At 50.4% G+C, this 23,223-nt stretch carries 26 protein-coding genes; 7 read left to right on the plus strand and 19 right to left on the minus strand.

Going from position 1 to position 23,223, the window contains the following annotated elements; all coding sequences use genetic code 11:
* The 7 genes from AC8GE9_RS14760 to AC8GE9_RS14790 form a co-directional block, all read right to left on the minus strand.
* The gene (locus AC8GE9_RS14760; protein ID WP_506677915.1) at positions 1-153 is read right to left on the minus strand and encodes a hypothetical protein; all 153 of its coding nucleotides are present in this window, start codon (positions 151-153) and stop codon (positions 1-3) included.
* Positions 150-1,400, minus strand: coding sequence for a PrpF domain-containing protein (locus AC8GE9_RS14765; protein WP_506677916.1), 1,251 nt, complete (start codon positions 1,398-1,400; stop codon positions 150-152). Before AC8GE9_RS14765 ends, AC8GE9_RS14760 begins: the two co-directional genes overlap by 4 nt.
* 59 nt (positions 1,401-1,459) lie before the next feature.
* Complete coding sequence (locus AC8GE9_RS14770) at positions 1,460-1,735, minus strand: EF-hand domain-containing protein (protein WP_506677917.1); 276 nt, start codon at positions 1,733-1,735, stop codon at positions 1,460-1,462.
* A 100-nt stretch (positions 1,736-1,835) separates the two neighbouring features.
* The gene (locus tag AC8GE9_RS14775) at positions 1,836-2,564 is read right to left on the minus strand and encodes an alpha/beta fold hydrolase (protein ID WP_506677918.1); all 729 of its coding nucleotides are present in this window, start codon (positions 2,562-2,564) and stop codon (positions 1,836-1,838) included.
* Positions 2,561-3,784 carry a pyridoxal phosphate-dependent decarboxylase family protein gene (locus AC8GE9_RS14780; RefSeq protein WP_506677919.1) on the minus strand — a complete coding sequence of 408 codons (1,224 nt, stop codon included), beginning with the start codon at positions 3,782-3,784 and terminating at the stop codon, positions 2,561-2,563. Before AC8GE9_RS14780 ends, AC8GE9_RS14775 begins: the two co-directional genes overlap by 4 nt.
* Before the next feature lie 76 nt (positions 3,785-3,860).
* A complete protein-coding gene (locus tag AC8GE9_RS14785; protein ID WP_506677920.1) occupies positions 3,861-4,766 on the minus strand; it encodes a DUF2950 domain-containing protein in 906 nt (301 codons plus the stop codon).
* A 51-nt stretch (positions 4,767-4,817) separates the two neighbouring features.
* Positions 4,818-6,086 carry a DUF3300 domain-containing protein gene (locus tag AC8GE9_RS14790; protein ID WP_506677921.1) on the minus strand — a complete coding sequence of 423 codons (1,269 nt, stop codon included), beginning with the start codon at positions 6,084-6,086 and terminating at the stop codon, positions 4,818-4,820.
* 197 nt (positions 6,087-6,283) lie between these two features.
* Here AC8GE9_RS14790 and AC8GE9_RS14795 point away from each other — a divergent pair, with 197 nt between their 5' ends.
* Entirely contained in the window at positions 6,284-7,240 is a 957-nt protein-coding gene (locus AC8GE9_RS14795) for a hypothetical protein (protein WP_506677922.1), read from the plus strand.
* Between the two features lie 13 nt (positions 7,241-7,253).
* Here AC8GE9_RS14795 and AC8GE9_RS14800 read toward each other — a convergent pair whose 3' ends face one another.
* From AC8GE9_RS14800 to AC8GE9_RS14810, 3 genes are read right to left on the minus strand one after another with little or no spacing between them, the layout of a single operon-like run.
* A complete protein-coding gene (locus tag AC8GE9_RS14800; RefSeq protein ID WP_506677923.1) occupies positions 7,254-8,036 on the minus strand; it encodes a YdcF family protein in 783 nt (260 codons plus the stop codon).
* A gap of 43 nt (positions 8,037-8,079) precedes the next feature.
* The gene (locus tag AC8GE9_RS14805) at positions 8,080-8,976 is read right to left on the minus strand and encodes a cyanophycinase (RefSeq protein WP_506677924.1); all 897 of its coding nucleotides are present in this window, start codon (positions 8,974-8,976) and stop codon (positions 8,080-8,082) included.
* Positions 8,973-9,869: a LysR family transcriptional regulator gene (locus AC8GE9_RS14810; RefSeq protein WP_506677925.1), complete on the minus strand. Its 897-nt coding sequence runs from the start codon at positions 9,867-9,869 to the stop codon at positions 8,973-8,975. Before AC8GE9_RS14810 ends, AC8GE9_RS14805 begins: the two co-directional genes overlap by 4 nt.
* A gap of 83 nt (positions 9,870-9,952) precedes the next feature.
* Here AC8GE9_RS14810 and AC8GE9_RS14815 point away from each other — a divergent pair, with 83 nt between their 5' ends.
* Together AC8GE9_RS14815 and AC8GE9_RS14820 are read left to right on the plus strand one after the other, a co-directional pair.
* The gene (locus AC8GE9_RS14815) at positions 9,953-10,897 is read left to right on the plus strand and encodes a sodium-dependent bicarbonate transport family permease (protein WP_506677926.1); all 945 of its coding nucleotides are present in this window, start codon (positions 9,953-9,955) and stop codon (positions 10,895-10,897) included.
* 67 nt (positions 10,898-10,964) lie between these two features.
* A complete protein-coding gene (locus tag AC8GE9_RS14820; protein ID WP_506677927.1) occupies positions 10,965-11,543 on the plus strand; it encodes a TMEM165/GDT1 family protein in 579 nt (192 codons plus the stop codon).
* Positions 11,544-11,791: 248 nt separating this feature from the next.
* Here the strand turns inward: AC8GE9_RS14820 and AC8GE9_RS14825 are convergent, their stop codons facing one another.
* From AC8GE9_RS14825 to AC8GE9_RS14845, 5 genes are all read right to left on the minus strand, one after another.
* Positions 11,792-12,937, minus strand: a complete 1,146-nt coding sequence (locus AC8GE9_RS14825) for an MbnH family di-heme enzyme (protein WP_506677928.1) — start codon at positions 12,935-12,937, stop codon at positions 11,792-11,794.
* Positions 12,938-12,941: 4 nt separating this feature from the next.
* Complete coding sequence (locus AC8GE9_RS14830) at positions 12,942-13,829, minus strand: MbnP family copper-binding protein (RefSeq protein WP_506677929.1); 888 nt, start codon at positions 13,827-13,829, stop codon at positions 12,942-12,944.
* A gap of 9 nt (positions 13,830-13,838) precedes the next feature.
* A complete protein-coding gene (locus tag AC8GE9_RS14835) occupies positions 13,839-14,342 on the minus strand; it encodes a copper chaperone PCu(A)C (RefSeq protein ID WP_506677930.1) in 504 nt (167 codons plus the stop codon).
* 66 nt (positions 14,343-14,408) lie between these two features.
* The gene (locus AC8GE9_RS14840; protein ID WP_506677931.1) at positions 14,409-14,795 is read right to left on the minus strand and encodes a DUF2946 domain-containing protein; all 387 of its coding nucleotides are present in this window, start codon (positions 14,793-14,795) and stop codon (positions 14,409-14,411) included.
* An 81-nt stretch (positions 14,796-14,876) separates the two neighbouring features.
* The gene (locus tag AC8GE9_RS14845; protein ID WP_506677932.1) at positions 14,877-15,215 is read right to left on the minus strand and encodes a helix-turn-helix transcriptional regulator; all 339 of its coding nucleotides are present in this window, start codon (positions 15,213-15,215) and stop codon (positions 14,877-14,879) included.
* A gap of 214 nt (positions 15,216-15,429) precedes the next feature.
* On the opposite strand from AC8GE9_RS14845, the gene AC8GE9_RS14850 reads away from it, so the two are divergent.
* The gene (locus AC8GE9_RS14850) at positions 15,430-16,413 is read left to right on the plus strand and encodes a Bug family tripartite tricarboxylate transporter substrate binding protein (protein WP_506677933.1); all 984 of its coding nucleotides are present in this window, start codon (positions 15,430-15,432) and stop codon (positions 16,411-16,413) included.
* A gap of 115 nt (positions 16,414-16,528) precedes the next feature.
* On the opposite strand, the gene AC8GE9_RS14855 is transcribed toward AC8GE9_RS14850, so the two are convergent.
* Positions 16,529-17,182 carry a glycosyltransferase family 2 protein gene (locus AC8GE9_RS14855; protein WP_506677934.1) on the minus strand — a complete coding sequence of 218 codons (654 nt, stop codon included), beginning with the start codon at positions 17,180-17,182 and terminating at the stop codon, positions 16,529-16,531.
* Positions 17,183-17,331: 149 nt separating this feature from the next.
* Between AC8GE9_RS14855 and AC8GE9_RS14860 the strand changes: the two genes are divergently transcribed.
* The 3 genes from AC8GE9_RS14860 to AC8GE9_RS14870 are packed head-to-tail and all read left to right on the plus strand — an operon-like array spanning position 17,332 to position 20,081.
* Positions 17,332-18,687 carry an acyclic terpene utilization AtuA family protein gene (locus AC8GE9_RS14860; protein WP_506677935.1) on the plus strand — a complete coding sequence of 452 codons (1,356 nt, stop codon included), beginning with the start codon at positions 17,332-17,334 and terminating at the stop codon, positions 18,685-18,687.
* 3 nt (positions 18,688-18,690) lie between these two features.
* On the plus strand, positions 18,691-19,047 hold the full coding sequence (locus AC8GE9_RS14865) for an AtuA-related protein (protein WP_506677936.1): 357 nt from the start codon (positions 18,691-18,693) through the stop codon (positions 19,045-19,047).
* A gap of 41 nt (positions 19,048-19,088) precedes the next feature.
* Entirely contained in the window at positions 19,089-20,081 is a 993-nt protein-coding gene (locus AC8GE9_RS14870; RefSeq protein WP_506677937.1) for a Bug family tripartite tricarboxylate transporter substrate binding protein, read from the plus strand.
* Positions 20,082-20,161: 80 nt separating this feature from the next.
* Here AC8GE9_RS14870 and AC8GE9_RS14875 read toward each other — a convergent pair whose 3' ends face one another.
* From AC8GE9_RS14875 to AC8GE9_RS14885, 3 genes are all read right to left on the minus strand, one after another.
* The gene (locus tag AC8GE9_RS14875) at positions 20,162-20,746 is read right to left on the minus strand and encodes a DUF4136 domain-containing protein (protein ID WP_506677938.1); all 585 of its coding nucleotides are present in this window, start codon (positions 20,744-20,746) and stop codon (positions 20,162-20,164) included.
* Positions 20,747-20,841: 95 nt separating this feature from the next.
* Positions 20,842-22,170: an MmgE/PrpD family protein gene (locus tag AC8GE9_RS14880; protein WP_506677939.1), complete on the minus strand. Its 1,329-nt coding sequence runs from the start codon at positions 22,168-22,170 to the stop codon at positions 20,842-20,844.
* Positions 22,171-22,192: 22 nt separating this feature from the next.
* A complete protein-coding gene (locus AC8GE9_RS14885) occupies positions 22,193-23,170 on the minus strand; it encodes a Bug family tripartite tricarboxylate transporter substrate binding protein (RefSeq protein ID WP_506677940.1) in 978 nt (325 codons plus the stop codon).
* Positions 23,171-23,223 lie beyond the last annotated feature (53 nt).

Below are 23,223 nucleotides of genomic sequence, written 5' to 3' on the forward strand. Positions count from 1 at the left end.
TCAGCCTCGCGTGACACGAAAGGGTGGAATGAATACAAACTCTTCGTCGTCCGCGAGAAAAGCCTGAACGCGCTTTAAGAGACTCACTTCAAAAGGCAAACTAGGGCTAGGCTCTTTATGTGTCGTCAAAGGCTTGGCAATAATCGTTTTCAAGTCAGATCTCCTGAGAAAAATTTTATTAACTCTTTTGAGGGCGTATAAATCGGCACATACCCCCTCATAAATACTTGTGTGTTGCGCGCATACGCCGCCCAGGGAATGGAGGCTCCGTCTCCTGACAATGCACCGCGAATGCGGGCACGCAAAATACCCGCTGGATTTTCCATATCCACGACGATTTCACGCTCTTCGTTTGTAAACTCAGACAGATGTTGAGCGACATCATGAGCCACTGTTCCTGGCAATAAACACGCTGTCGCCAGACAACACCCGCCAGTCACTGCAAGAGAGTTGTGGGCCGACTGGGGCGTAAAATACCTGACAGTGATGTGTCCTGTGCGTTTAGGCGCAGAGACCAGACAGATCTTTGGCACCGTTTCACTGTTTCCCAACTCGGGTCGCGTCATCAACTCACCATTGCGTTTCTTGAGTCCCATTTTTAGACCCGCTTCGACCCAGATTTCACGCAGCCGCGCTTTGAGTGCATGGTCTTGATTCAGCGCCTCAATCGTCTCATCACCTTGCTGACCCAACTCAGCCGCATTGACAATCACCATCGGTACAGCGACGTCTAGACAACTCACGGTCACGCCCGCAAACACGTCCTTGCGATTACCCGTCGGAAAGAGCTTGCCCGTCTTGGCGCCAATCGGCTGCCGAAGACTGAGCTCCACACCTGGAAAAGCGCCCATCACACCAGGGATCTCAGTGTCAGCGGGCACCAGGGCATTACCCTCTGGAGTACTCACACGCGCGTCGGTAATGACGTTGGTGTTGGTATTAAAAATCCGAATCTGCGTCAAAGGCATTTGCGCTTGGATCAAGCCCGTCTCTAGGGCGTACAGCGGTAACGCTGAAGACATATTGCCGCAATTCACACTCCAGTCAATTGCGGATTTGTCTGCAGCGAGCTGTGCCAATGTGCTGCTCAAGTCCGCTTCAGGACCCTCGTGCATATTCAGTATGAATACTTTATTGCTTGTCGCGGGACCGCGCCCAAGACCATTGATTTGCTTGTTGCCTTTGGTTTCGCCTTCGACAGGCACACCCATGATGCGACGGATGAGCTCCTCTTTGAGTTCAAGGGACTCAGGCAAATGTGGCTCCCAAATCACCACACCCGTCGACGTTCCTCCACGCATGTAATAAAGAGGAAAGTGCGCAACACCATTGAAGACTCTCGGTGAAAAACTATCGACGCCCGGTGGCTTGGGCGCGATTGGGGACTGTAGCTTGGACATTTTCTGCACTCTTGATGGGCGTTATTGAAAAATTATTGTGCCACATCATCGCTGCAGAATTACTTGAGGATCATGGCCTTGATTTCTTCGATCGTCACGAAACCATCGTTATTTACATCGATTTTTTTAAAATTAGAAGCAATGCGCGGCATCCCGGCTTGTGCTTCTTCGAGCGTCAGCTTGCCATCGGCATTTTTGTCCGAAGCAGCAAAACGCTCCTCGGCTTCCTTGATTTGCTTTTGTTGGCTGGCGGTGGGTGTTTGTGCGACGGCTACAGCAGCAGCAGCCATCAGGGTTACGGCAAAAAAACTTGAAAAAAGCTTGCGAGCGATCATGAAAGAAATCCCAGTGAGTGATGCGTTAAAAACAAGTAATTGACTTTAGCACCCACAACTCACGATAGCGACCGACATGCTCACAAATCCTGACGACTGTCTAGGATGATCGTAGCTGCCCAAGCTCTTTTGAAAGCCAGCTCAGCACCACATTGGCAAGCTGTTTAGGCTCTTCCATCGGCATCATATGTCCACAATGCTCAAGCACCACAAGCGGAGCGTTGGCGGCCTCAGCCATTTCAGTGGCCTCCTCCATCGTGCGTAACCGATCCTGATCTGCCGTCACCACCAAGACAGGGCATTGGATAGTCCGCATCATTTCAAGATCAGATTTCCGCTCAAGCGCGGATAAACGTGCAAACACCTCAGCTCCTAAGCGCTCTCCCATATCTTTCAATCTATCGATCAGCGCCTCGTCATTCTCACGATCCTCATGCACTGCACGCCTAAGGGCACTGCGACTCATGCCGCGAAACATCTTCACGGCCGGACCGTCAGTCATGGGCGGTGCAGTGGGCCTGGTTGAAGTTCCAATCAAGACCAACGCCTCCACGCGCTCTGGTGCCTGGTACAACATATGGCGACAAATATAGCCACCTAAAGAAAATCCAATCAAAATAATCCGCTCTGGACAGCGGCGTAAATTACTCGCGGCCAACTCTTGCAACGTGGTCCCTTCGCTAAAGTCGGCATAGCTGACGTTGTAATCCTTTAAAAAAGGAACAAAGTCACTCCACATGTCATAGTCGGTCATAAAACCAGGCGCCAGGACAATCGTTGGTTTAGTGTTGGTGTTGGTGTTGGTGTTCATTTTGGTATTTACTGTCATGCTTCGTTCAATACTTTTTTTATCGTCTCAATCATCAACGGCATGTCCACGTTTGGATTCGCTGCAGTATTGCGTAACCATTGACGCGACCCAATCGTCACGGTTGAAATCATACCTGCAGGTAATTGTTGCATGAGTCGTTCGATCGTTTTTGACTCCATGGCCCGCCATGCGACGATGCCAGTCGTAGGCTTGGCAAACAACTCGAGCCGGGTATCGCTGCGAACAAAATCAGCCAATTCATCTGCTAGCGCCATACAACGCTCGATACGTTGTGCGACACCCTCACGCCCCCAACTCATCAGGGTCGCCAACAATGGAATCGCCGTCGCACCGTGAGAGCCGAGCAAGCCCACATTGGGCTCGGTCAAGTAGGCGCCTCCAAAACTAATCGCTTCGGTCGCCTTTTCTGAGTCACGAAATAAAACAAGTGCGGATTCTTTCGGTTGAAACAGCCATTTGTGCGAGGACACCGCGACTGAATCAGCGCGAGCGATACCGTCGAGTCGATGCGCAAAACGGGTTAAGCGCAAGGGACCACCCCAGGCCGCATCCACATGGGTCCAGGCCGCTCTGCCAATCAGTGCGAGCGGATCGAGTGCACCAACACTCGTCGTGCCAGAGGTCAAGACCAACGCTGCACGAGACATGTCCTTGGGGAGAGCCTCGGGATTCAGAACGCCTTGCGCGTCCGTTGGAACTATCGTAAAACGCAAACCGAGAATATGGGCAGATTTTTTAATCGATAAATGCGCAGAGTCTGACGCCACCACTTCTGTGATGCCGGCGCATTCGCGGGCCGCCCATAAGGCAGTGAGGTTGGCCGCTGACGATCCTGGAGTCATATGTCCACCCGTCATTCCGAAATACGGACATAACCAGGCGATCACTTTTTCTTCGAGTTGACGGGCGACAGGCGCAGTTGCTGGATGCAGCAAATTTTGATTGAGAGACGCATTCCAGAGCGTGGTTGCCCAAGTGACCCAAGGGGTTGGAGGGTCCTTGTGCGCAAAGGCCGTCGGTGCGCCAAGTCGCGCGGCGTGTCCCAATACGATGGGAGCAAGCTGATTCAAGGTCTCAATCGAGCCCATTCCTGTCTCTGGTAATACGCGACCAATAGAGGCGGCATCCACAACATTAGAAACCTTTTCCATCAGTGAGACAGCATGCAGCAACGCCTGAGAATTAAGCAAAAACTCCTGATCAAGCTCGCGCGACACAGATCGTCAACCTAAAAAGTAAATATTTTAAAAAATATCAATCCCGCTATTATCAACCAGTGCAGACACCCTACGATCACAGATCGTCTTTAGAAACCTTTTGCCATGAGGCATCAGGATTAAAAGTCGAAATTTGTTTCGCTAAACGTTCTGTCGCAGGACCAAGATTTTTTTGATAAATCTGACCAGCATGATTGACCATGAACGTCATCACGCCTGTTTCACCATAACTCACGGGCCATGCCAACAGAGCATACCCGCCAATCATACGTCCATTTACGATGTAGTCGAGCACCCCTCCAGGGGCGGCGCGACCTTGAGAGGTCAAGACTTTAAACAAATATCCATAAAAGCCGCGCTCATCAATCCCATCAATCGATTTTGATTCAGCGAAAAATTCACCGATTGGACTGCGCGGTTCATCGGCGTTAGTCGGCCAATACAAACCGTCCTTGGTGCCCGGTGTGCTTTGCAAACGTTGTGCGTATTGCAGTACTCCATCACTCATGCGATCTTTTTCTGCGTATTCCATCTGCGCATCGCCATAAGCGAGCATCGCCCTCATTACAGCGATTTCATTTGCGCCGATGGTGCGTTGTTTCATTTCTTGTGCAGCCAAATCCAAATCAAAGCGCCAGTCCGTTCCCTGCTTCACCAACGGGATCGGCAGTGTCCAACCTTTTTCACCGACGCCGATGTGGGCTAACTGAGGGTTGTCCATCACAATCTTGTGTGTTTTATCCCAAGCGGCGATAAAGCGTTGATAGTCTTCCTTGGTCGGCGCTGGAATAAACGATTTGTAGTCATCCCCGAGCATCAGTTTAAATAAAAGATCGTCTTTGTTTTTCACGGCATAACCGAACTCTTCCATCGCGGCTTGCGGCGTTTTAAAAACCTGCTGGATACGTTGAGCCTGTGCCGTTGCCGAGGTCAGCAACAAGCCCATCGTCAACATCAATACTGAACCAATACGTGCAATCATGGTGGTCTCAATAAAAGTCTAGATTAATTTTTTATGTTGTCACTTACGTGTTTAACCGCGCCCTTGCATACGTCCGCCACCACCGCCACCGCCAGGTCGTCCTCCACCACCATGACCCACATTGGGATGTGAAGCAGCCGCCGCACTTGCCCGTCCACGATCAATGGATTGCCTTCCCGCATCTACCCCTCTAAAGGCATCTGCGCGCGCAGCAGGCTGAGCCTGTGCCGCTCTTTGTTGCACCGCCTCCCTCTGAGGTGCGGGACGATTTTGCTCTATTGGACGCGCTGGAGCCGCAGCAACGGGACGCGATGGAGCATTGTCGGCATTGCCGGCATTACGAACAGGCGCGCGATCTCCCGCGAGTGCGCCACCGCCCTGAGCTGGACCGTGCCCACGCAATTCATTGCGTGCATTAACCGCGCTAACATCTCTAGTTGAATATTTCTGACGTGAGACATTGTCGCGGTACGCGACCGCTCCACGATGCTGAGGATTGTGTTTCCAGTTACTGTTACCCTGGCCGGAATAAAAGTTATTGCGACTGATTCGGTTGAAGTTATTGACGTTGATATTGACGTCGCGATTATTCCAATTAAAACCGCCGAATATCGCACCAGTTGCAGCAATTCCCGCTCCCCACATCAAGCCATTGACCAATGCTTGGCCTGGATACCAACTCATCACGCCCGGATAATAAACAGGCGGATATGATGGATAAGGCCAGGTGCCATACACAACGGTCGGGTTGTAGGCAGGCACATAAATCACATTAGGTTGTGCGGGCTCGATGATGATTGTTTGACCTTGCGTGGAAACATTCTGTTGGCTGTTAGAGCTCAGGTTTCCGGCTTTTTGCGCCTGCTGGCGCAAGCGCTGAATCGAATCCATCACATCGCCCTGCTGCGCCAGAAAAGCATCTCCAAGCTTTTGCGTCCAATCCAGTTGATCACTCATCATGGTCAACAGTTTTGGAAACGCCACCAATGACTGGACACTCGGATCCCAAGTCTGATCACTCACTTTGCTCAGCGCAGCTTCACCTCCGGCGTTACCCGTTGATTTTGACCAACGCGCAGCCTGAACAATCTCAAGTGGATAAGTCGCCGCCATCAGCACTTGAGAAAGCAAAGCATCTGGATACAAAGCAATCGGTGCAACCATCGCGTCCACTTCTTGCGCTGAGAAAACAGGCGCATTAGCGTTTTGCGCTTGGGGCGCTGCAGATCCGGCTTGACCCACGGACTGTCCAATCGTTGGCGCAGCCCAAGCAAAAGAGAGCGCAAGCACAATCATCGATAAGCGGTGTGGAGTCTGCATACATATTCCTGTAGAGATGTAGTCTTGCGAAGAAGGTCACCATCACATTTTGATCGCGCCTGCGAGTTCTAAATATTACAATTGTTATGGAACAATGGGACGAATGCTTGCCTTGATCAATGGAGCACCCCAAAAAAAACAAAAGCGTACTCCAGTTAGGGTATGGGAATTGCTTGCGCTTTAGTTTTAATCACCTTATGTATAGACATTTTCTCGCTCACGCATTTTTTGTCCTGATTTTCGCCCTGTCGGGGATGCCATTCAGCGCCCCTCATGCGAAGGGGCTCGGCCTGTTGCCGGCCGCCAAAATCAAAGAAAGCGCGGATGAAGTCCTCGCGATGATGTCCTATTCCGTAGTACCTGATCTAACAAGCAGCTTTTTATCCATCCGCGACGATCAAGTCGGACAAAATCGCTTGTTCATGACGCAGTTCGCGGGCGGGGAAACCATCAGCAAAAAAGTCCCTGTCTATCTTGAGGGCTCTGCCGCCGTCATGCGCTTCGATCCTGTTTTTGTGAGCGAACGTGGGCAAGATTTTCGCACCGTACCTGCCCGATGGAATTCAATCGCTTTATCAGGTGGCGTTGGCTACGACTTCCCCGTTGCCCCCAATCTCGTGCTACGACCCATTTTTAACTTTTCTCTGGCTCATCTCGAATCGGATGCCTCCTTAGCCGGGAGATTTGTTGATGAACGCTTCGATCCTTCGTTAGACTTTTTAAAAAGAGGGAGACTCAATGCCTACGGTTTAGGCGGCTCACTCATGCTCGACTACACCCTTGTCAAACCAGAGCACGAAATCGATGTCGAGTTGCGTTACACCAACATCCGACTTCGCACCTTTGATTCCTCCGCTTCGGTCAGTGGGTCATCTTCCGCGGAGGCGGCCAGCCTGTATATGCGCTATCGCGCCCCCTCAGGCCTAGTCGTAATGGACAAGCCTCTTCGCTATGTCCTAGAGGCTGCGAATACTGTTTATCTAGGAGACCAGCGCGGTCTGCTGGGTTTTAATAACTTAACTTCCGTGGGCGCAGGAATCGAGTTTGACTCGAGCAAATACAAAGCATTCGTCACGAGAACCAGAGTCGTGGCACGTTACGCTTTTGGTGACAATGTTCGAGGTTTTGCGATTGGTCTAGCTGTAAGTTTCTAAGCGCATCAGCCGCCTAGGCGTTGCTAACCATCGTTTTAATTTGATAATAAAATCGTCCAAGCAGTTCACGCACCAATACATCCGTCATACGCAATGCACGCGGATCGGGAAAGAAATCCATCGGCGTCACGACCCTAGCTCCGACTTTAAAATCCACCGGAAACGCCTCGACCTCAAACCCCTGACGCTCAAATAACCGTTGAGCGCGAGGCATATGGAATGCGGAGGTGACGAGCAAAATTTTGGGTGCATGAGGTACGTGAGAGGCTTGAGAAACCTGAGACACAAATAAATCCCACACTGCTTGAGCCTCCTGTTCCGTATTTTGAGCTTCTCTCGATACGGTGATACTGGCTTCGGGCACACCCATTCTTTGCGCAAAGGTCTTTAGAATCACACCTTCGTTTTGAGAGCCTTTTTCCCAGGGTAAAGCGCCTCCTGTAAAAATCAACCTAGGTGCTTTACCCGCCTGATACAAATCAATCCCTGCGAAAAATCGATCCGCATCATCCCACTCAGGAACTGGACCAGCAACACTACCTACCCGAACCATCATTCCGCTCAACACAACGATTCCATCCGCTAGTTTTGCATCTTTAGCGAAATACTTAAGCTCTTTACCTTCAATTTTTTCAAATAAAAAATCTGCAACGATAAAGGTACTTGAGAGATATAAAAGTACTAAGCCCATGAGGCTATATTTTTTTTTATTTTTAAAAATACCAAACGCCACAACTACAATAATCAATACGAGTGGTGATATCGCGTATGGCAAAATTTTATGTAGATAAATCATATAAACGTCTCCGCTCCCTCAGCTGAAAGAGTCATACAACAAACTAATTGCGCCACGATCCCATCCTTCCCAACCTAGGATCGAAACGCGAACCGCGCGGCAGGACATGCATTCTAATACCGGAAGCACCCACAGCATCCTCATCCTGATTGACGATATAGGCACGTCTGGCATCATATATTTTCACATGCCCATTTCCTAAAACTTCCCAACGACCGTCCGGACGCACGATCAAAGCAGTCTCCTCGTCAATCCCCACACCGAGTAATTGAGGATGATCCAACACTGCACTGACCAAACGATTGTCTCTCGAACGTCTACTAAAGTGCTGATCCACAATCGCGCCTGGTAACAGGCCAAATCCAAATGCGACTTCTGTGCTTCGCATGGCGACGGCGTTTGGTTCTTCGTTGATCCTGCCAGTGGCCGCTCTTCGCTCTCCAGTCAACATCGTTGCTGTCATGACGGATGCGCCTGCAGAGGTACCGCCCACGACAGCGCCTCGCTCATAACGATACTCAATCCTCCTAAGGGCACGCGTTCCTAGTAAAGAAGCCACTAGTAGATTTTGATCTCCACCCAGAAACCAATATCCCGTAAAACCTGAAAGTAATACATCCATTGCTTCAGACTCGGCTTGCTTACGATCAAAGTTGAGAATCACGGATTCCGCACCTAACAATTTAAATTCTGCAAGGACCTCCTCTGCCTCTTCGTCATCCCCTGTTGAGGCCATCTGGAAAATAGCGATCCTCGCCTTTACTGCCCCACCTGCAAGCTCGATAAAACGTTTTTGAATCGTATATGGCGTGTCCCCCCCACCAACAATAATCAGTGTGCCACGCTTGTTCGGTTCCACGTAAACTTCAGCCTTTGCAGCATTAGAGAAAATCGCTAAGAGGATCGTCATCGCGAACAGCCATAGCCTGGAAACACTCATTTGTGACGATCCAATTCTTTGCGCATATGAAGCTTGAAAGCGGTGGCAACCGGCGATAACCGCTTAGTTGCGGGGTGCACGATATGCCAATTAGATTGAATGGGGAAACCCTTGACATCGACAACGGCCACGCCATGTTCTTTTTGATGACCGTGTAAGGCATGGCGAGAAACGATACCGATACCAAGCCCTCCCGCCACGGCCTCTTTGACCGCTTCGTTACTCCCAAGCTCCATTCTGATGTCAGGTCGAAATTTGTGTTTCTTAAAAAACTGATCAACCCCCATTCTTGTACCCGACCCTTTTTCCCTGAGAATAAATCGCTGCTCAGCCAGGCTTGCGAGACTCACTCCGCTTGTTTTCACTAACGGCGAACGTGTTGCCACTACAAGAACGAGCGGATTCGCCATGAATATTTCATCACTGAGGTCCAGACCAATGGGTGGTTGCGACATGATGTAGAGATCATCAAGATTGTCTCGCATACGTTGCACCACGCCATCACGATTCAAGATCTCAAGCGACACATCAATTTCTGGATACTTTTTGCAAAAAGTCCCGATGAGACGCGGCATAAAGTATTTAGCTGTACTCACCACCGCAACCCTGAGTTTGCCCCGCGCAAGCCCCTTGATACCATCGACTCCCTGCTCAAAGGCAGCCCATGTTTGCACCATCTCCCGTGCGGCGAGCGCAAGTTCACGCCCAACATCCGTGAGATGTATTTTTTTTGAGATCACCTCATAGAGAGGCACGCCAATCGCTTGGGTCACCTCTTTAAGCTGCATAGATGCCGTCGGTTGTGTGACGTGCATGACCCGTGCTGCCGCGCTCACGCTACCTGACTCAGATAATGCAAGAAAAAGTTTTAACTGCCGAAAAGTGATATTCATAGATTTTTATCTATATATAGATACATCAAAATCGATTTTACAATGTATTCACTCTCAAACTACGATTGCATGAAAGGACATTCATGCAAAATCTTCTCGATCCCGCCATTCTCTTTTTCATCTTCGGCGTCCTCGCCGGTTTTGTCCGCTCTAATTTAGAAATCCCACCCGCCATCTCGCGATTTTTATCGCTTTACCTTTTGATGGCGCTTGGCCTCAAGGGCGGCTTTGCGCTTGCGCAGTCTGGACTCACTACCGAAGTGGCAACGAGTTTGGCTGCTGCGATTCTGTTGGCTATCCTTGTTCCTGCTATGGGCTACTGGATACTCAAACGCTTTATTTCAGGTTTTGATGCAGCGGCTATTGCAGCCACTTACGGCTCTGTCAGTGCAGTCACCTTTGTCACCGCCATTCAGTTTTTAGAAAATCAGGAAATCGCATATGGCGGTCACATGGCTGCAGCCATGGCGCTTATGGAGTCGCCCGCTATTATTTTGGCCGTCACCCTTGCCAACTCCTTACGTCAGCAAAAATCCATTCCGATTGGGAAAATTTTGCACGAATCTTTTACGGATGGCGCGCAACTTCTTTTGCTGGGTGCCATGGTGGTCGGCCTGATGACCGGCGAGGCGGGACAAACCGCCATGCAGCCCTTCTCCGGCGATTTGTTTAAAGGCATGTTGGCATTTTTCTTGCTTGACATGGGATTGATGACCGCACGCAACTTGCCTCAGTTTAAAAGTATCTCACCCGTACTGATTCTCTACGCCGTGCTCGGGCCTCTGCTGCATGCCTCGATTGCGCTCGGTCTGGCGTTACTGCTCAACCTATCACCCGGTAACGCCACGCTGCTGATGGTACTCGCGGCAAGTGCTTCCTATATTGCTGTGCCAGCCGTGTTGCGCTACGCCGTGCCTGAAGCCAATCCAAGTCTATATTTTGGCTTGTCGCTAGGGCTGACGTTTCCGTTTAATTTAATTATTGGGATTCCGCTTTACGCAAAGGCTGCTGCGTATTTTTTAGGCTGATATCTCACCCTGTTAAGATCACTTCTTTCGCCACTCGCGGCTGCGCCAATCACCAGCCCAGACCTCCATGGAATCCCTCCTTGTCTCAACAGGCGTTGTCGCACTCGCCGAAATCGGCGATAAAACGCAGCTCTTAGCGTTCATTCTCGCCGCCCGTTTTAAAAAACCCGTACCCATCATTCTCGGCATCCTGGTGGCGACTCTAATCAATCATGGCTTGGCAGGTGCCCTCGGTGCCTGGATCACCTCAGCCGTGACGCCCGAAATACTGCGCTGGGTGTTGGGCATTTCCTTTATCGGCATGGCAATCTGGACCATGATTCCCGACAAAATCGAGGATGAAGAAACCAAAGTCGCGCAAAAGTTTGGCGTCTTTGGTGCCACACTCATCACCTTTTTTCTCGCCGAAATGGGCGACAAAACACAGATCGCAACGGTTGCTATGGCCGCCCATTATGCCGCCCCCCTGATAGTGGTGATCGGCACCACGCTCGGCATGTTGATTGCGGACGTCCCCGCGGTCTTTCTCGGGGATAAATTAGCCAACAAGATCCCGATGAAACTGGTCCATTCCATTGCGGCGGCGATCTTTGCCATCCTCGGTATTGCGACATTGTTTGGTGCAGGCGCGGGATTTGGGTTTTAGAAAAACCATTTAAATCAAGCATCTGAATCAATTTTTCCCTATATTTTACAAATCTAAAGTTGAAACTTGGATTTGTAAAAGACTCAACGTGATGCAGCACCTACGCTTCAGACTGAGCTCAGAGTCTTAAAAAGTGGCAATCACTCGCAGGCACAGAGTCCTTCGACTCGACCATACTGTATGGTGGAACAAACAACTTCGAACGCGACGGAATCACAGTCTGGGGCTGGAAAAATGTCGTTCAAGCCTCACCGCTTCCACGGATCGCTTAATCGCTCATCCTTCAAAAAACTCTCATCCGTGAGGGCATGCAAAAACGCGATCAGGTCTTGCACCTCTTGTTCGTTCACCTGAAACCCCAGTAATAATTCACTGCGCTTCGGGTTAGGACCCGAAGGCTCTCCACCGGCACGACCCGCACGCGCATAATGCGCGCGAATCACTGTCGCCAGGTCCGGCACAGAACCATCGTGCATATAGGGCGCAGTTTTAGCAATATTTCGCAGAGTCGGTGTGCGAAACTTGCCCATATCCGAGACTGCTCCTGTGAACTCTTCGATCCCCGTCTGACCTAAAGGATACGCGCCTTTTCTATCTACGTTATAGAGACCCGTATTGTGAAAGCCAAGCTCCGGAAATGGCAGGCGTGCGTGCTTTATATTATCGGTAAAGTTCAAACCACCATGGCAGTGATAGCACTCCATTTTTTCACCGAAAAATAAAGCCTCCCCACGCTTAGCCTGCGGACTCAATGCGGCCTGATCGCCACCATAGCGAAACCGATCATAGGGACTATCAAAGGACAACAGTCTGCGTTGAAAACTCGCGAGTGCCTTTGTGACCGTTGAAAGGGAATACAGCTGAGTCTCACCGCCTTGCGCCTCTTTGGGAAAAGCGTCACGAAATAAACGCTGATAGACCGGCTCTGTTTTCAAACGCTCAAACAAAATTGCTTCCTTCCCCGCCATGCCCATTTCAACCGGGTGCTCACCAAAAAGCGGGATCAACACCTGGGCTTCCATTGAAGTCAAAAGAGGATTGGACCATGTCAACACAGGCAGATACGCAACATTTGTCAGTGACATTGCATTGCGAATCGCCTGCTGACCGCTAATCCCTTTTGCAAACCGACGACCATCCGTAAACGCCTTGTCTTGGTGATGACAGGTCGCACACGACATCGTTTGATCAGCCGATAAGCGTTTGTCGTAAAAAAGATGACGACCTAATTCGACTTTTTTATCCGACATAGGATTGTCGTCTGGCACGACAGGCACGGGTACCCAAGCAGGAATGTCCCACTGATAAGTCTGCGCCGCAACATCAAGCTGTGCGGCACTTGCCATGATGCTCCAAAAGGACACCACGGCCAGGCGTAGCAAACGCAACTTCATCGGCTTACCGTTTAATGATGAACTGCTGAGGACTCGAGGGTGCCTTTCCATCGTAGGGCAGACCCAGCGCATTCATGATAAGCGGACAATCCGCATCCTTTGGAAAGCTCATGCAGCCCGGCGAAGTCTTGGGTGCATTCACATCTACATTAGAGCGGGCCAATACTCTCCCCATATCCACCACCACCTGATTTTTCTTTAAATCAAAGTCAATCAGTGTCACGTCAATCCGGTTAGGATTCTGACAGGCGGATGGGGCTTGCGTCCGAGCTGGAGAAGCACACAGCGTGCTCCCTAAATGCACCGAAAAACCAGATGCACTGGCACTCCCATGCGCCGCTGACTGCGCCGTATGTAAGGGACGACCTGAAGTCGACGCATCAAACTTAATGAACTTGTACCCTGCTTGCCACGTCCAGAACATGGCTGTCGAACTCAAAGGCGCAGGCGCAACCGTGGGGTCACCATGGTTACGCTCAAAAGGTACTCCCACAGTAAATTTGACACCGGTATATTGTCCTACAGGCGCGATGCCACGGACAACCGTATTCATGGGAGGCGTACCATTTACGCATGGGCCCTGACCATTCTCAAAGTCCAGCAAAGCAATACCCTCTAACTGCCAAGTACTGTCTTGAACCAACTGCACTGGGACAGCCTTTCCCTCTGCCGTCATCAAATGAACTTGACTGACAAACATCCGGAAATCGTTGGGCGTCATCGTTGAGCGTGTCGTGCCAATATTTTTATAGGATTGACCGCATTCAAACGCCTGTCCGTTGACCTCTGCGAGAAAACGCAACTCAACGGGCTGAGTGGCAGCCTGTTGTGAAGGGACGGTCGAACATGCAACCAACAGCGATGTTCCAACTAAAGCTAAATAGGTTTTCATCTTTATTCCTTAATGTTTGTGATCGTGCTGAGGCGCTTGTGAGCCTCTAGGTGTCTGTACCCAGACCATGACTTTCTTTTCCCCTGCGTGACGAAACATCAGCCAGATCGGAAAGCGATCGCCGTTTTTTAATGGCGCGTTAAGATTGACCAACAACAAGTAATAACCATTTGGCGCATTGTGCCTAAATGAAGGGCCTTGACCACTGGGTAAGCTCACCTCCTTGACGAGCAGATCCTCTGCGGCAGAAGCACCAAGCTGTGTAAGCCGAATATCGACTCGCTCGGCGATATCGGCTCGGGCACCAATAAGCTCATCGGCAGTTTTTCCAACGTTATCAATAGAACGGAAATACACAGCACTATTTTTTTCACCAGACGGTGTTCGTGTCGCGTAGGGATGATCGACTCTTAAACCATCGGCTTTATAGGTGTGGGCGTGTACTTCCATCGCAAAGGGCAGCGTTGCAACACTGACCAACAATGCACGGCGAAAGAGATGGACTCGGCTCATGACTTCTCCAAATAAATCAGTGCAGCACCTCGCGCCCATAGGCGAGAGGCTCTCTGGATTTAGAAATTAGGAGAGGACAGGCGGAGCGCGAGCGAGCTGAGGTGCCCAGACAAACTGAGCCTTAGGTGCTTGATAAAAAAGCGTGGGGAAAAATGCAAGGACATCAACGCTCAAAAAAGTCGGCGTCGAAGGTGAGGTAAATGGATTGAGCTGAAGATGACAATACGGACAGTCCTCAGCATGGACATACTGCCCATCTGAAGAGTCCTGCACACTTAGGCCCGCGTCCGTGAGGCTAATACGTTGAACACCCTCGGTCGTACAAATCTCCATCAATGTAGACTGTGCCCCATGCATCACGATCACTTTGGAAATCGTAGGCGCAGAAACGGCCAGCAACATCACCGCGAGGAGATGCATAGCGAGGCGTTTGAGTGGGAGGAGGGTGAACATAACGTTCAAATTTTAATATGAAAATTTAACTTCAAAGATTTTTAAATGAAACTACTGATATCCGACCATTCCCGCACCTGTTCAGAAGTCATCGTTGGGTTCCTTCAAACGGTAGCGAACCGCTTTTGGCAACAACGTCATTTTTTCAGAGTGCCTGGCTAAGGTCGTCGCGAGGAGCCTAGAGTTGGGCTCAAACAGAGGAACGCCACACAGCACGGCCACTTCGAATATCGCGCCCACAGAGCACCCGGGATCCCCACGCTCAATCCGCTGTAATAATGCACGAGAGATCCCCGCTCGTAACGCTAGATCGGTCGTGGTCAACGCGCGAGCGATTCGCCCTTCGCGGATCAACTGTCCTAACAATTGCAAAGCATCCTGACTGTGTTGGGAATAAGGTCTATCGACAGGCTTGACCATGCTATGTAGACTAAGTCGCTATTTGTTTTTTGACTCATTAATGTATCACAACGAACGCTTATGACTCATTAATGATTCATTTTTTGATATCACGTTACTCTTTCCATCCTTGAGGTAAGGCGTAAAGATCTACTTTCTTTTTAGTACAAAAAAATGACCAAAGTAAGGTGCTTACGGTATAAACGAACCTCTAACAAAAATATCGGAGATTGACATGCGCATTATTTCGACCATGACTCGTGCCCTCGTCGCAGGTGCTGCCCTCATCGCCCTGGCGCATGGCACAGCCTCAGCCCAAGCAAATTACCCAACGCGACCCGTAAACGTGATCGTGCCCCAAGGCGCAGGTGGCGCCAACGACACCATTGCCCGCATTATTTCCGCCAAGCTCAGCGAGGTTCTCGGCCAGCAATTTATTGTTGAAAACCGGACGGGTGCGGGTGGCAACATCGGCACCGCTGCAGCGGCAAAAGCTAAACCAGATGGCTACACATTGATGCTCACGACCAACGGCGCACAGGTCATCAACCCCTGGCTTTATAAAACCACAGGCTTTGATCCCATCAAAGACTTCACGCCGGTTGGCCTCGTGGCCAGCGCAGGTTATGTGCTCGTCGCCAATGCCACCTTTCCAGCCAACAATGTCAATGAACTGATTGCTCAAATCAAAGCCAACCCAGGCAAGTACAACTATGCCTCAGCAGGAAATGGCACGCTCAATCATCTGATTATGGAAATGTTCAAACAGCAGATCGGCCTCAACATACAACATGTGCCCTACAAAACTGCATCTGCAGCAGCAGCAGATGTGGCAGGCGGAATCGTTCCCGTCTCAGTACAAAGTGCGCCCTCCTCCCTAGGCTTAATTAAATCCGGAAAAATCAAAGCCTTGGCTGTGACCAACGAAAAACGCATCGGTGCGCTGCCTGACGTGCCTTCTATTAGCGAAACGATTCCTGGCTTTGGCTCAACACCTTGGTACGGCATTTTGGCGCCTGCTGGCACACCGGAGGCCATCGTCAACAAGCTCAACGCCGCCATCAAGACAGCTTTGGCTGACAAAGACGTCCAAGAGCGTTTACTCAAGCAAGGCTGTGAGGCGCTTGAGAGCACACCTCAACAGTTCGCCACACTGATCAAAGACGATTTAGCTAACTGGCAGAAAATCGTCAAAAGTTCGGGTGCAAGCGTAGACTAAACGACGCATCAATGCTGTTGATCACCTCTTAATCAATTAACAAAAATGAGGCTGCATCCCAAAAGGATAGCAGCCTCATTTGCATTTAAAAACCATTTCAACAGCACTCAAATTTTCAAGCAGACATTTCCACAACCGGCGAATCAATTTGCTCGCCGTATTTCAAAAAGTTTTCTCGATGTCTTCTGTAAAACAACAGGCCTTCTTTTAAACTCGCAACCGTCGCACCCTGCTCCAGCATTTTGTCCCAGAGATTCCAATCCTCTTGAGGATGACCAATATGCTCGAACCTCCTCTGGTATCCCACACGTTGACCAAAATCCGTGCGATACATCATCGAACCGTGGTGCTGCGCTTGACGATCCCAATACAAATCACCCAAATGTGGACGCGTCTCGCCAGGCACGCGCGTCAAGATTTCTTCTTTGAGCTCACCGGTCACCACGATGTCATAGGTCACGATATCTGTTGTTGCGGTAGACAAGAGCTCGATTGAATCAGACCTGAGCCAATTATCCGCTCCAATAAAGAGCACATACTGAGACTCGACACGGGAGAGCATATCTTGAAAATTATTGACCGTACCTAAATTTTTAGGCCTGAGGGTGTATTCAATATCTGGATACAAGCCAGGAAGATGGGCGCAATCCATCCCGCCATCATCCACAAATAAAATTCTTGAAGGGGGACTTGTTTGAGACAACAGAGATTCGATGCAATGTGCAGCGAGGTGCCCGTAGCGATACGAAGCAATAACGACAGTAATCATAATTGGTCGTAGTAGAGCATGAAAATATTCCTTAACACCTGAAGACCACACCAAATATGTGTGTGGGTGGGCAGTATGTATTGACGTCAGTGCCTTTTACGTCAATGATTCATAGATAAACATTCAAAATAACTAAAAGGAGCGAAATAATGAAAGAAACCATTCGCATCGGCTCAGGTGCTGCATGGTGGGGGGATCGCGTTGAACCTGCTGCCCAAAACGCAGAACAAGGCGATCTCGACTACCTATGCTTTGAAACCATGGCCGAGGCCACCGTCTCTGCCGCACAAGTCAGAGCCAGACGCGACAAGTCTTTTCCGGGCTACGACACCTATCTCGATGACCGCATGAAGGCCGTCCTCCCCGCCTGCATGAAACGCGGCACCAAAATCATCACCAATCAGGGATGGATCAATCCAGACGCTGCGGCACGACGCATTGCAGAACTTTTACAAGAGTTAGGTTACAGGGGTGTGAAAATCGCCTCGGTCAACGGCAGCCTCATCACCGAGCATGTCTTGGAAATGACCGACACGATTATGGAAACAGGTGAAAAAACCTCCACGCTTAAGTCCACCCTGATCTCCGCTGAGGCTTATCTAGGTGCGGAACCTATCGTCGAGGCGCTGAAAGCTGGCGCTCAAATCGTCATCACAGGACGCGTCGCGGATCCGTCTATCTTTATGGCGCCCATGATGTTCGAGTTTGGCTGGGACCCCTTAGATCACGTCAAACTTGGCCAAGGGACAGGCATCGGCCACCTGATGGAGTGCGGCGCACAAGTCACCGGCGGTTATTTTATGGACCCCGGCTTTAAAGACGTCCCTGAGCCTTGGAAATTCGGCTTTCCCATCGCAATCGTGAGCCGAGACGGCAGCGCCATCATCACCAAAGTCGCTGGTACAGGCGGTGCCGTCACGTTGCAGACCGTCAAAGAGCAACTCCTATACGAAGTCCACGACCCCGCCAACTACCTCACGCCCGATGTCGTGGTCGATTTCACGACGGTCAAACTCGAGCAAGTCGGCGCCGATCGCATCCGCGTGAGCCACATCGGCGGCAAGCCACGCACCCCCACGCTCAAAGTATCGCTTGGCTGCACCGAAGGGCATATCGGTGAAGACATGTTTTTTTATGCAGGCCCAGGTGCACTGCGCCGCGCCCAGATCGCTAAAAAAGTCCTCGAAGAACGTTTCAAAATCGTCAAGCTACAAGCCGAAGATCTTCGTATCGACTTTCTAGGTCTCAATGCCATTCACGGCGCAGCCACGCCAGCGGACGCCCCCGAACCCTATGAAATTGCCGTACGTGTCGCCGCACGTACAAAAACTAAAGAGGAAGCAGCCAAAGTTGGACGCGAGATCGATGGCATGGCGGTCTCTGGCATCGCGCATACCGGCAAACGCGTCCCGCATCAGGATCGCACGCGAGAAGTGATCGGCGTCTGGTCCTCCCTCGTACCACGCGAAAAAGTCCCAGCGTCTGTTACCTATATTGAGAGCTAAGCCATGAAAGTCAAACTACAACATGTTGCGCACACGCGCTCAGGCGACAAAGGCAACACTTCAAATATTGCCGTCTTTGCTTATGCACCTGAGCTGTACCCCCTGCTCAAAGAACAACTCACCGAAGAGCGTTTCAAAAAATTTTACAGTGGTGCGATTACCGGCACCGTAACACGCTATGACGTTGACAATATTCATGCGATGAACTTTGTCTGTCAGGGCGCACTCGGCGGCGGCGTCTCCAGAAGTCTCTGTCTGGACAACTATGGCAAAGCTCTTTCAGCTGCCGTGCTGGGCTTTGAAATCGAGGTACCCGAGCATTTAAAAATATTTCTAAAGGCTCCAGAACTCATCACCTAAAAGTCGAGACAAACCAAACTTCACAATAAATAGGAGACACCATGAATCATCCGCACCGCGCTTCAACACGTCGTACAACCCTCAAGGGCATTGCTCTCGGCACGCTCCTCGCTTGGTCTGCCATCGCTGGCGCACAAGGCACGGACAAAACGCTACGTATCGTCGTGCCCTATCCACCCGGAGGCACGACTGACCTGTTGGCGCGTAATCTTGCACCGGGTCTTCAACAGCGCACGGGAATGACCGTTGTCATTGAAAACAGAGCCGGCGCAGGTGGCGTCATCGGCTCACAACAAGTCTCTAAGGCTGCCCCCGACGGCCGCACACTCGTGATGGGCACCATCGCCTCACACGGCATTATTACGGCGCTTCAATCACCTCCTCCCTACGACCCGACCAAAGATTTCGTCCCCGTCACGCTTGTCGCCAGCACGCCTAATGTTCTGTTAGCAAGCCCCAATTTTCCAGCTAAAGATATCAAAGAACTGATTGCCCTGGCCAAAGCAAAGCCCGGGACAATCAACTTTGGCTCCACCAGCCACGGCGGCTCACCGCATATGAGTGGAGAGCTTCTCAAGCAACTCTCTAAGATTGAAATCACGCATATCCCGTACAAAGGCGGCGCGCCCATGCTGACTGATCTGATGGGTGGACAAGTACAAATCGGTTTTGACAACCTGCCCTCATCAATGGCCTTGATTAAAGCAGGTAAGGTACGTGCACTAGCCGTCACCACCACGACGCGTTGGCCTGCCGCGCCTGAGATTCCAACCTTGGCTGAAGCAGGCGTTCCTGGCTATGACATGTCGGCCTGGTTTGGCTTGTTTGCGCCTGGTGGCACGCCAAAGCCACTCGTTGATGGTTTGAACAAACATATCGTTGCGATTTTAAAAACGCCCGAGATGCAACAGAAAATGCTTGAACTTGGTGCGCAACCTGTCGGAGATTCACCGGAGCAATTTGCAAACTTTGTCCGCGCTGACAACAAAAAATGGCAAGAGGTCGGCAAAGCCAACAACATTTCACTGAAATAGTGTCGGCACTTGAACGAGCGGGCCTCATCGCTAGAGTGCATGAGGCTCGCTAACTCATCTTTTACATGCTGAACGGCGCACTATTTACGCTTCTGAACGACTCCCGAGCCCGCTAGGAATGGGTAGCGCGTGAAGATCGAGGACACGATGTTCTCGACCATGGCCTCAGAAGCCGTTTGCTGAGCATTACCCAAGAGCGTTGTACCGATGCCCTCCCACACCATTTGCTTGCGTCTGGCATCGATAAGGTCCACCTTGAGCGTGCCCTCGCTGTACTGGATCACATCGGGTCCAAAAGCATAGCCGGGCCATCCGCCATAAAAACCAAAGCCGTACCCAACGCCCCACATCATGGGCGGAGGTGGAACGTATTCGGTTTTACTCTGCACTTGTGATTGAAAATTAATCCATACATCAGGATTTTTTTCTTGATAAATATACCCTCGCGACTCCATCTGCAGCGCCACCGCACGCTTGAGTCGCTCGGTCAACAAGGTCGTGTAGCCCGCTCGATCAGTGCCCAAGGGCTCCATAAAGGCAAAAGAACGATAAGCAGAAAAATCAGCCCGTGGATCGTAATCACTTCGCACAATAGGCGCATTACTGCAAGCGACCAACAGACCAAACAGCAAAAAAGCACACAAGGAACGTATTGAGATTTTCATCGGTCTTCCATTTTTTGACGAGCTATAGACCGAGTGTATCCGTGCACATAATGCGCTTTACACAACGAAGGCAGGAGGCAACCAATTAAGCAAATTTATTTTGTTTGAAAAAATGAAATACGCTTTTTAAGGTAAGCGTATCCCTTCGAATAAGTTTGATCGTACAAGGCTTCGAGCCCCTCTTGTTGTTCCAAACCTGCCAAGAGACTTTCAGCGTGAACACGTCCCCATCCTTTTAAATCCTGCATCGAGCCATGTGCATCCAACACTAAACTTCCAGAGCGCCAGGCGCGTACGGATATCTTTGCCTCATTCAGTTTGGTGGGAGCCTCTTTGTCCATTTCCAGAACCACATTAGGAAGTAACCGGGATACTGCAAGTGAAGGCTGCCAGGCACCATCAGGACTAGAAAAGGCACTATAAGAAGTCCCTCCAGCACCTGCTATCGCTGCGACTGCCTGTAAACTATTTCTTGCCTGTCTCATATCTTTGGGTGCTGGACAATCTAAATGCGGAATCCACGGCATCATGACATGAATCTTATCGACAGGTGAGGTGCTCACAGTAGTGAGCATTTGCACCACAAGATTCGTATAGATGTTGCAAGGATAGTGCTTAAAAACGAGACTATTAGCGGCATCGAAATGACCGTCTTCTAATTGCATACGTTCAAGATCAACCTTTCCCTCTCCGAATAACGTTGATAGTGCACGAAACAGATCACTCGAGGCCGACCAGCCATTTGCTGCGAGTAAGGCTGATTCGACTCCATGAAATGTACCCCAACCAAAATGCGTCATACCCACCATGGACGCGGCGCTATTTGAAGCTAATCCCGACGCTCGGGTTAAGGCTAGCGCCATCGCCTGGCTACACTGCAGAGCATTCAAACCCAACACGCGCGAAGCCGCCGCAGCGGCAGCAACCGTTCCAAACACACCAGGACTGTGAAACCCTAAACCAGGACGGGCGCCTGTGATCGCACGTCGAATTCTCCATGCCGCCTCAATTCCCGCTAATACACCGCCTCCAATTTGCTCCTGATCGATTGATTTCTCAGGATCATCGGCGTTGAGCATTTTTGCTGTAAAACACGCAGCCAATGTTGCAGGCAGAGGGGTATGGGACGGGCCCGGATCCATAGGATCCAGATCAGCAGCGCCAGCCAAAGTGGCTAAACATCCGATCCCATCCAAGGGTGTGAAGATTTCACCAAGCATCCGAGTGGTATTTTGCTGACCTAAACTCAAGCCCTCTTTATTAAAAAAGTAAGGCCAAGTCGATCTCTCTCGCTCGATACCAAGCAAGCAACAAAGCAAAGACGCCCGAATACTTTGATCAACCGTCTGTTGCTGCCCAGGCTTTGCGTGATCCCATTGCGTAGCGGCAACAAAGTCACCTAAAGCGTGTAAAGCAACAGACATATGCACTCCAGGGTATGACCGATTAAAACTGTAAATTAATAGCCTTGATACGTTGACCCATCTCAAGCGTTTGCCGAACAAGTAACTGATCTAACTCTTTCGGTGGAACAAACTCAGCAACGTTGCCTTGCGCGGCTAGTTTTTTGGTGTAGTCTGGCTCTTCAGACATCGCTTTCATCTCCTTACTCAAACGATCGATAACGAACTGAGGGGTGCCTTTAGGTCCAAATAGCGCATACCAAATAGGGAAAACCATGGTGGGGTAGCCCTGCTCAGCCCAGGTTGGTACATTTGGTAAAAAAGGTAAGCGTTTGTTAGACGTCACAGCAAGTGCTGTCACTTTACCGCTCTGTATCGGCTCGTTTAAGGCTGCCGAATATCCTGGAGTCGACAAGTCAATACGGCTCGCGAGCAAATCTAAAAAAGCCGGGGCAGCGCCTTTATAAGGGACATGCAACAGTTTAATTCCCGCGTCTTTCTCAAAAAAAGCTAAAGGTAAATGCGTCGAGCCGCCGGCACCAGCAGAACCATAAGACACTGCCTCGGCCCCAGTTTTAGCTTTCTTTACCAAGTCACTCACTGAAGTGATTCCTGAGTTTTTGGAGGCTAATAAAACATGGGCTGACGTCGCGATACCGCCAATTGCAACAAAATCGCTCGCTTTAAAAGTGGAAGTGGTATCCGCTGATTTAACAAAGGGAAAAATGGCCATCGAGTTGGCACCAAAATAAAAGGTGTAACCATCTGGATTCGCGCGCGCTGCAGCTTCCGTGCCAACTGAACCACCACCACCCAATAAATTTTGAACAATCACTGGTTGCCCAATTTTTCCAGCAAGTCGTTCAGCAAAAATTCTAGCCGCAACATCCGTTGGACCACCGGCGCTGTAAGGAACGATGATCTTGATCGGATTTTGAGGATAGTTCTGAGCCTGCGCTGCGAAAGCAAGCAAACAACAAACGCTTGCAGATAACCATTTCAAAGTAAGTACAGTTTTCATATGGGAATGCTCCTGATTTTTATTCTGATAAAGTGAATGCGTACAAATGAAAA

Origin of the sequence: Zwartia lucis, from assembly GCF_965234455.1 — a bacterium.
Lineage (GTDB): Bacteria > Pseudomonadota > Gammaproteobacteria > Burkholderiales > Burkholderiaceae_B > Zwartia > Zwartia lucis.

What these genes read in the sequence shown, in the direction of transcription:
- AC8GE9_RS14830 (WP_506677929.1), bottom strand. Translation starts at nt 13,829, where the DNA reads ATGAAAACCTATTTAGCTTTAGTTGGAACATCGCTGTTGGTTGCATGT.
- AC8GE9_RS14885 (WP_506677940.1), bottom strand. Translation starts at nt 23,170, where the DNA reads ATGAAAACTGTACTTACTTTGAAATGGTTATCTGCAAGCGTTTGTTGT.
- AC8GE9_RS14795 (WP_506677922.1), top strand. Translation starts at nt 6,284, where the DNA reads ATGTATAGACATTTTCTCGCTCACGCATTTTTTGTCCTGATTTTCGCC.
- AC8GE9_RS14870 (WP_506677937.1), top strand. Translation starts at nt 19,089, where the DNA reads ATGAATCATCCGCACCGCGCTTCAACACGTCGTACAACCCTCAAGGGC.
- AC8GE9_RS14820 (WP_506677927.1), top strand. Translation starts at nt 10,965, where the DNA reads ATGGAATCCCTCCTTGTCTCAACAGGCGTTGTCGCACTCGCCGAAATC.
- AC8GE9_RS14860 (WP_506677935.1), top strand. Translation starts at nt 17,332, where the DNA reads ATGAAAGAAACCATTCGCATCGGCTCAGGTGCTGCATGGTGGGGGGAT.
- AC8GE9_RS14785 (WP_506677920.1), bottom strand. Translation starts at nt 4,766, where the DNA reads ATGATTGCACGTATTGGTTCAGTATTGATGTTGACGATGGGCTTGTTG.
- AC8GE9_RS14880 (WP_506677939.1), bottom strand. Translation starts at nt 22,170, where the DNA reads ATGTCTGTTGCTTTACACGCTTTAGGTGACTTTGTTGCCGCTACGCAA.
- AC8GE9_RS14775 (WP_506677918.1), bottom strand. Translation starts at nt 2,564, where the DNA reads ATGACAGTAAATACCAAAATGAACACCAACACCAACACCAACACTAAA.
- AC8GE9_RS14810 (WP_506677925.1), bottom strand. Translation starts at nt 9,869, where the DNA reads ATGAATATCACTTTTCGGCAGTTAAAACTTTTTCTTGCATTATCTGAG.
- AC8GE9_RS14825 (WP_506677928.1), bottom strand. Translation starts at nt 12,937, where the DNA reads ATGAAGTTGCGTTTGCTACGCCTGGCCGTGGTGTCCTTTTGGAGCATC.
- AC8GE9_RS14765 (WP_506677916.1), bottom strand. Translation starts at nt 1,400, where the DNA reads ATGTCCAAGCTACAGTCCCCAATCGCGCCCAAGCCACCGGGCGTCGAT.
- AC8GE9_RS14815 (WP_506677926.1), top strand. Translation starts at nt 9,953, where the DNA reads ATGCAAAATCTTCTCGATCCCGCCATTCTCTTTTTCATCTTCGGCGTC.
- AC8GE9_RS14840 (WP_506677931.1), bottom strand. Translation starts at nt 14,795, where the DNA reads ATGTTCACCCTCCTCCCACTCAAACGCCTCGCTATGCATCTCCTCGCG.
- AC8GE9_RS14770 (WP_506677917.1), bottom strand. Translation starts at nt 1,735, where the DNA reads ATGATCGCTCGCAAGCTTTTTTCAAGTTTTTTTGCCGTAACCCTGATG.
- AC8GE9_RS14850 (WP_506677933.1), top strand. Translation starts at nt 15,430, where the DNA reads ATGCGCATTATTTCGACCATGACTCGTGCCCTCGTCGCAGGTGCTGCC.
- AC8GE9_RS14845 (WP_506677932.1), bottom strand. Translation starts at nt 15,215, where the DNA reads ATGGTCAAGCCTGTCGATAGACCTTATTCCCAACACAGTCAGGATGCT.
- AC8GE9_RS14835 (WP_506677930.1), bottom strand. Translation starts at nt 14,342, where the DNA reads ATGAGCCGAGTCCATCTCTTTCGCCGTGCATTGTTGGTCAGTGTTGCA.
- AC8GE9_RS14805 (WP_506677924.1), bottom strand. Translation starts at nt 8,976, where the DNA reads ATGAGTGTTTCCAGGCTATGGCTGTTCGCGATGACGATCCTCTTAGCG.
- AC8GE9_RS14800 (WP_506677923.1), bottom strand. Translation starts at nt 8,036, where the DNA reads ATGATTTATCTACATAAAATTTTGCCATACGCGATATCACCACTCGTA.
- AC8GE9_RS14855 (WP_506677934.1), bottom strand. Translation starts at nt 17,182, where the DNA reads ATGATTACTGTCGTTATTGCTTCGTATCGCTACGGGCACCTCGCTGCA.
- AC8GE9_RS14865 (WP_506677936.1), top strand. Translation starts at nt 18,691, where the DNA reads ATGAAAGTCAAACTACAACATGTTGCGCACACGCGCTCAGGCGACAAA.
- AC8GE9_RS14790 (WP_506677921.1), bottom strand. Translation starts at nt 6,086, where the DNA reads ATGCAGACTCCACACCGCTTATCGATGATTGTGCTTGCGCTCTCTTTT.
- AC8GE9_RS14875 (WP_506677938.1), bottom strand. Translation starts at nt 20,746, where the DNA reads ATGAAAATCTCAATACGTTCCTTGTGTGCTTTTTTGCTGTTTGGTCTG.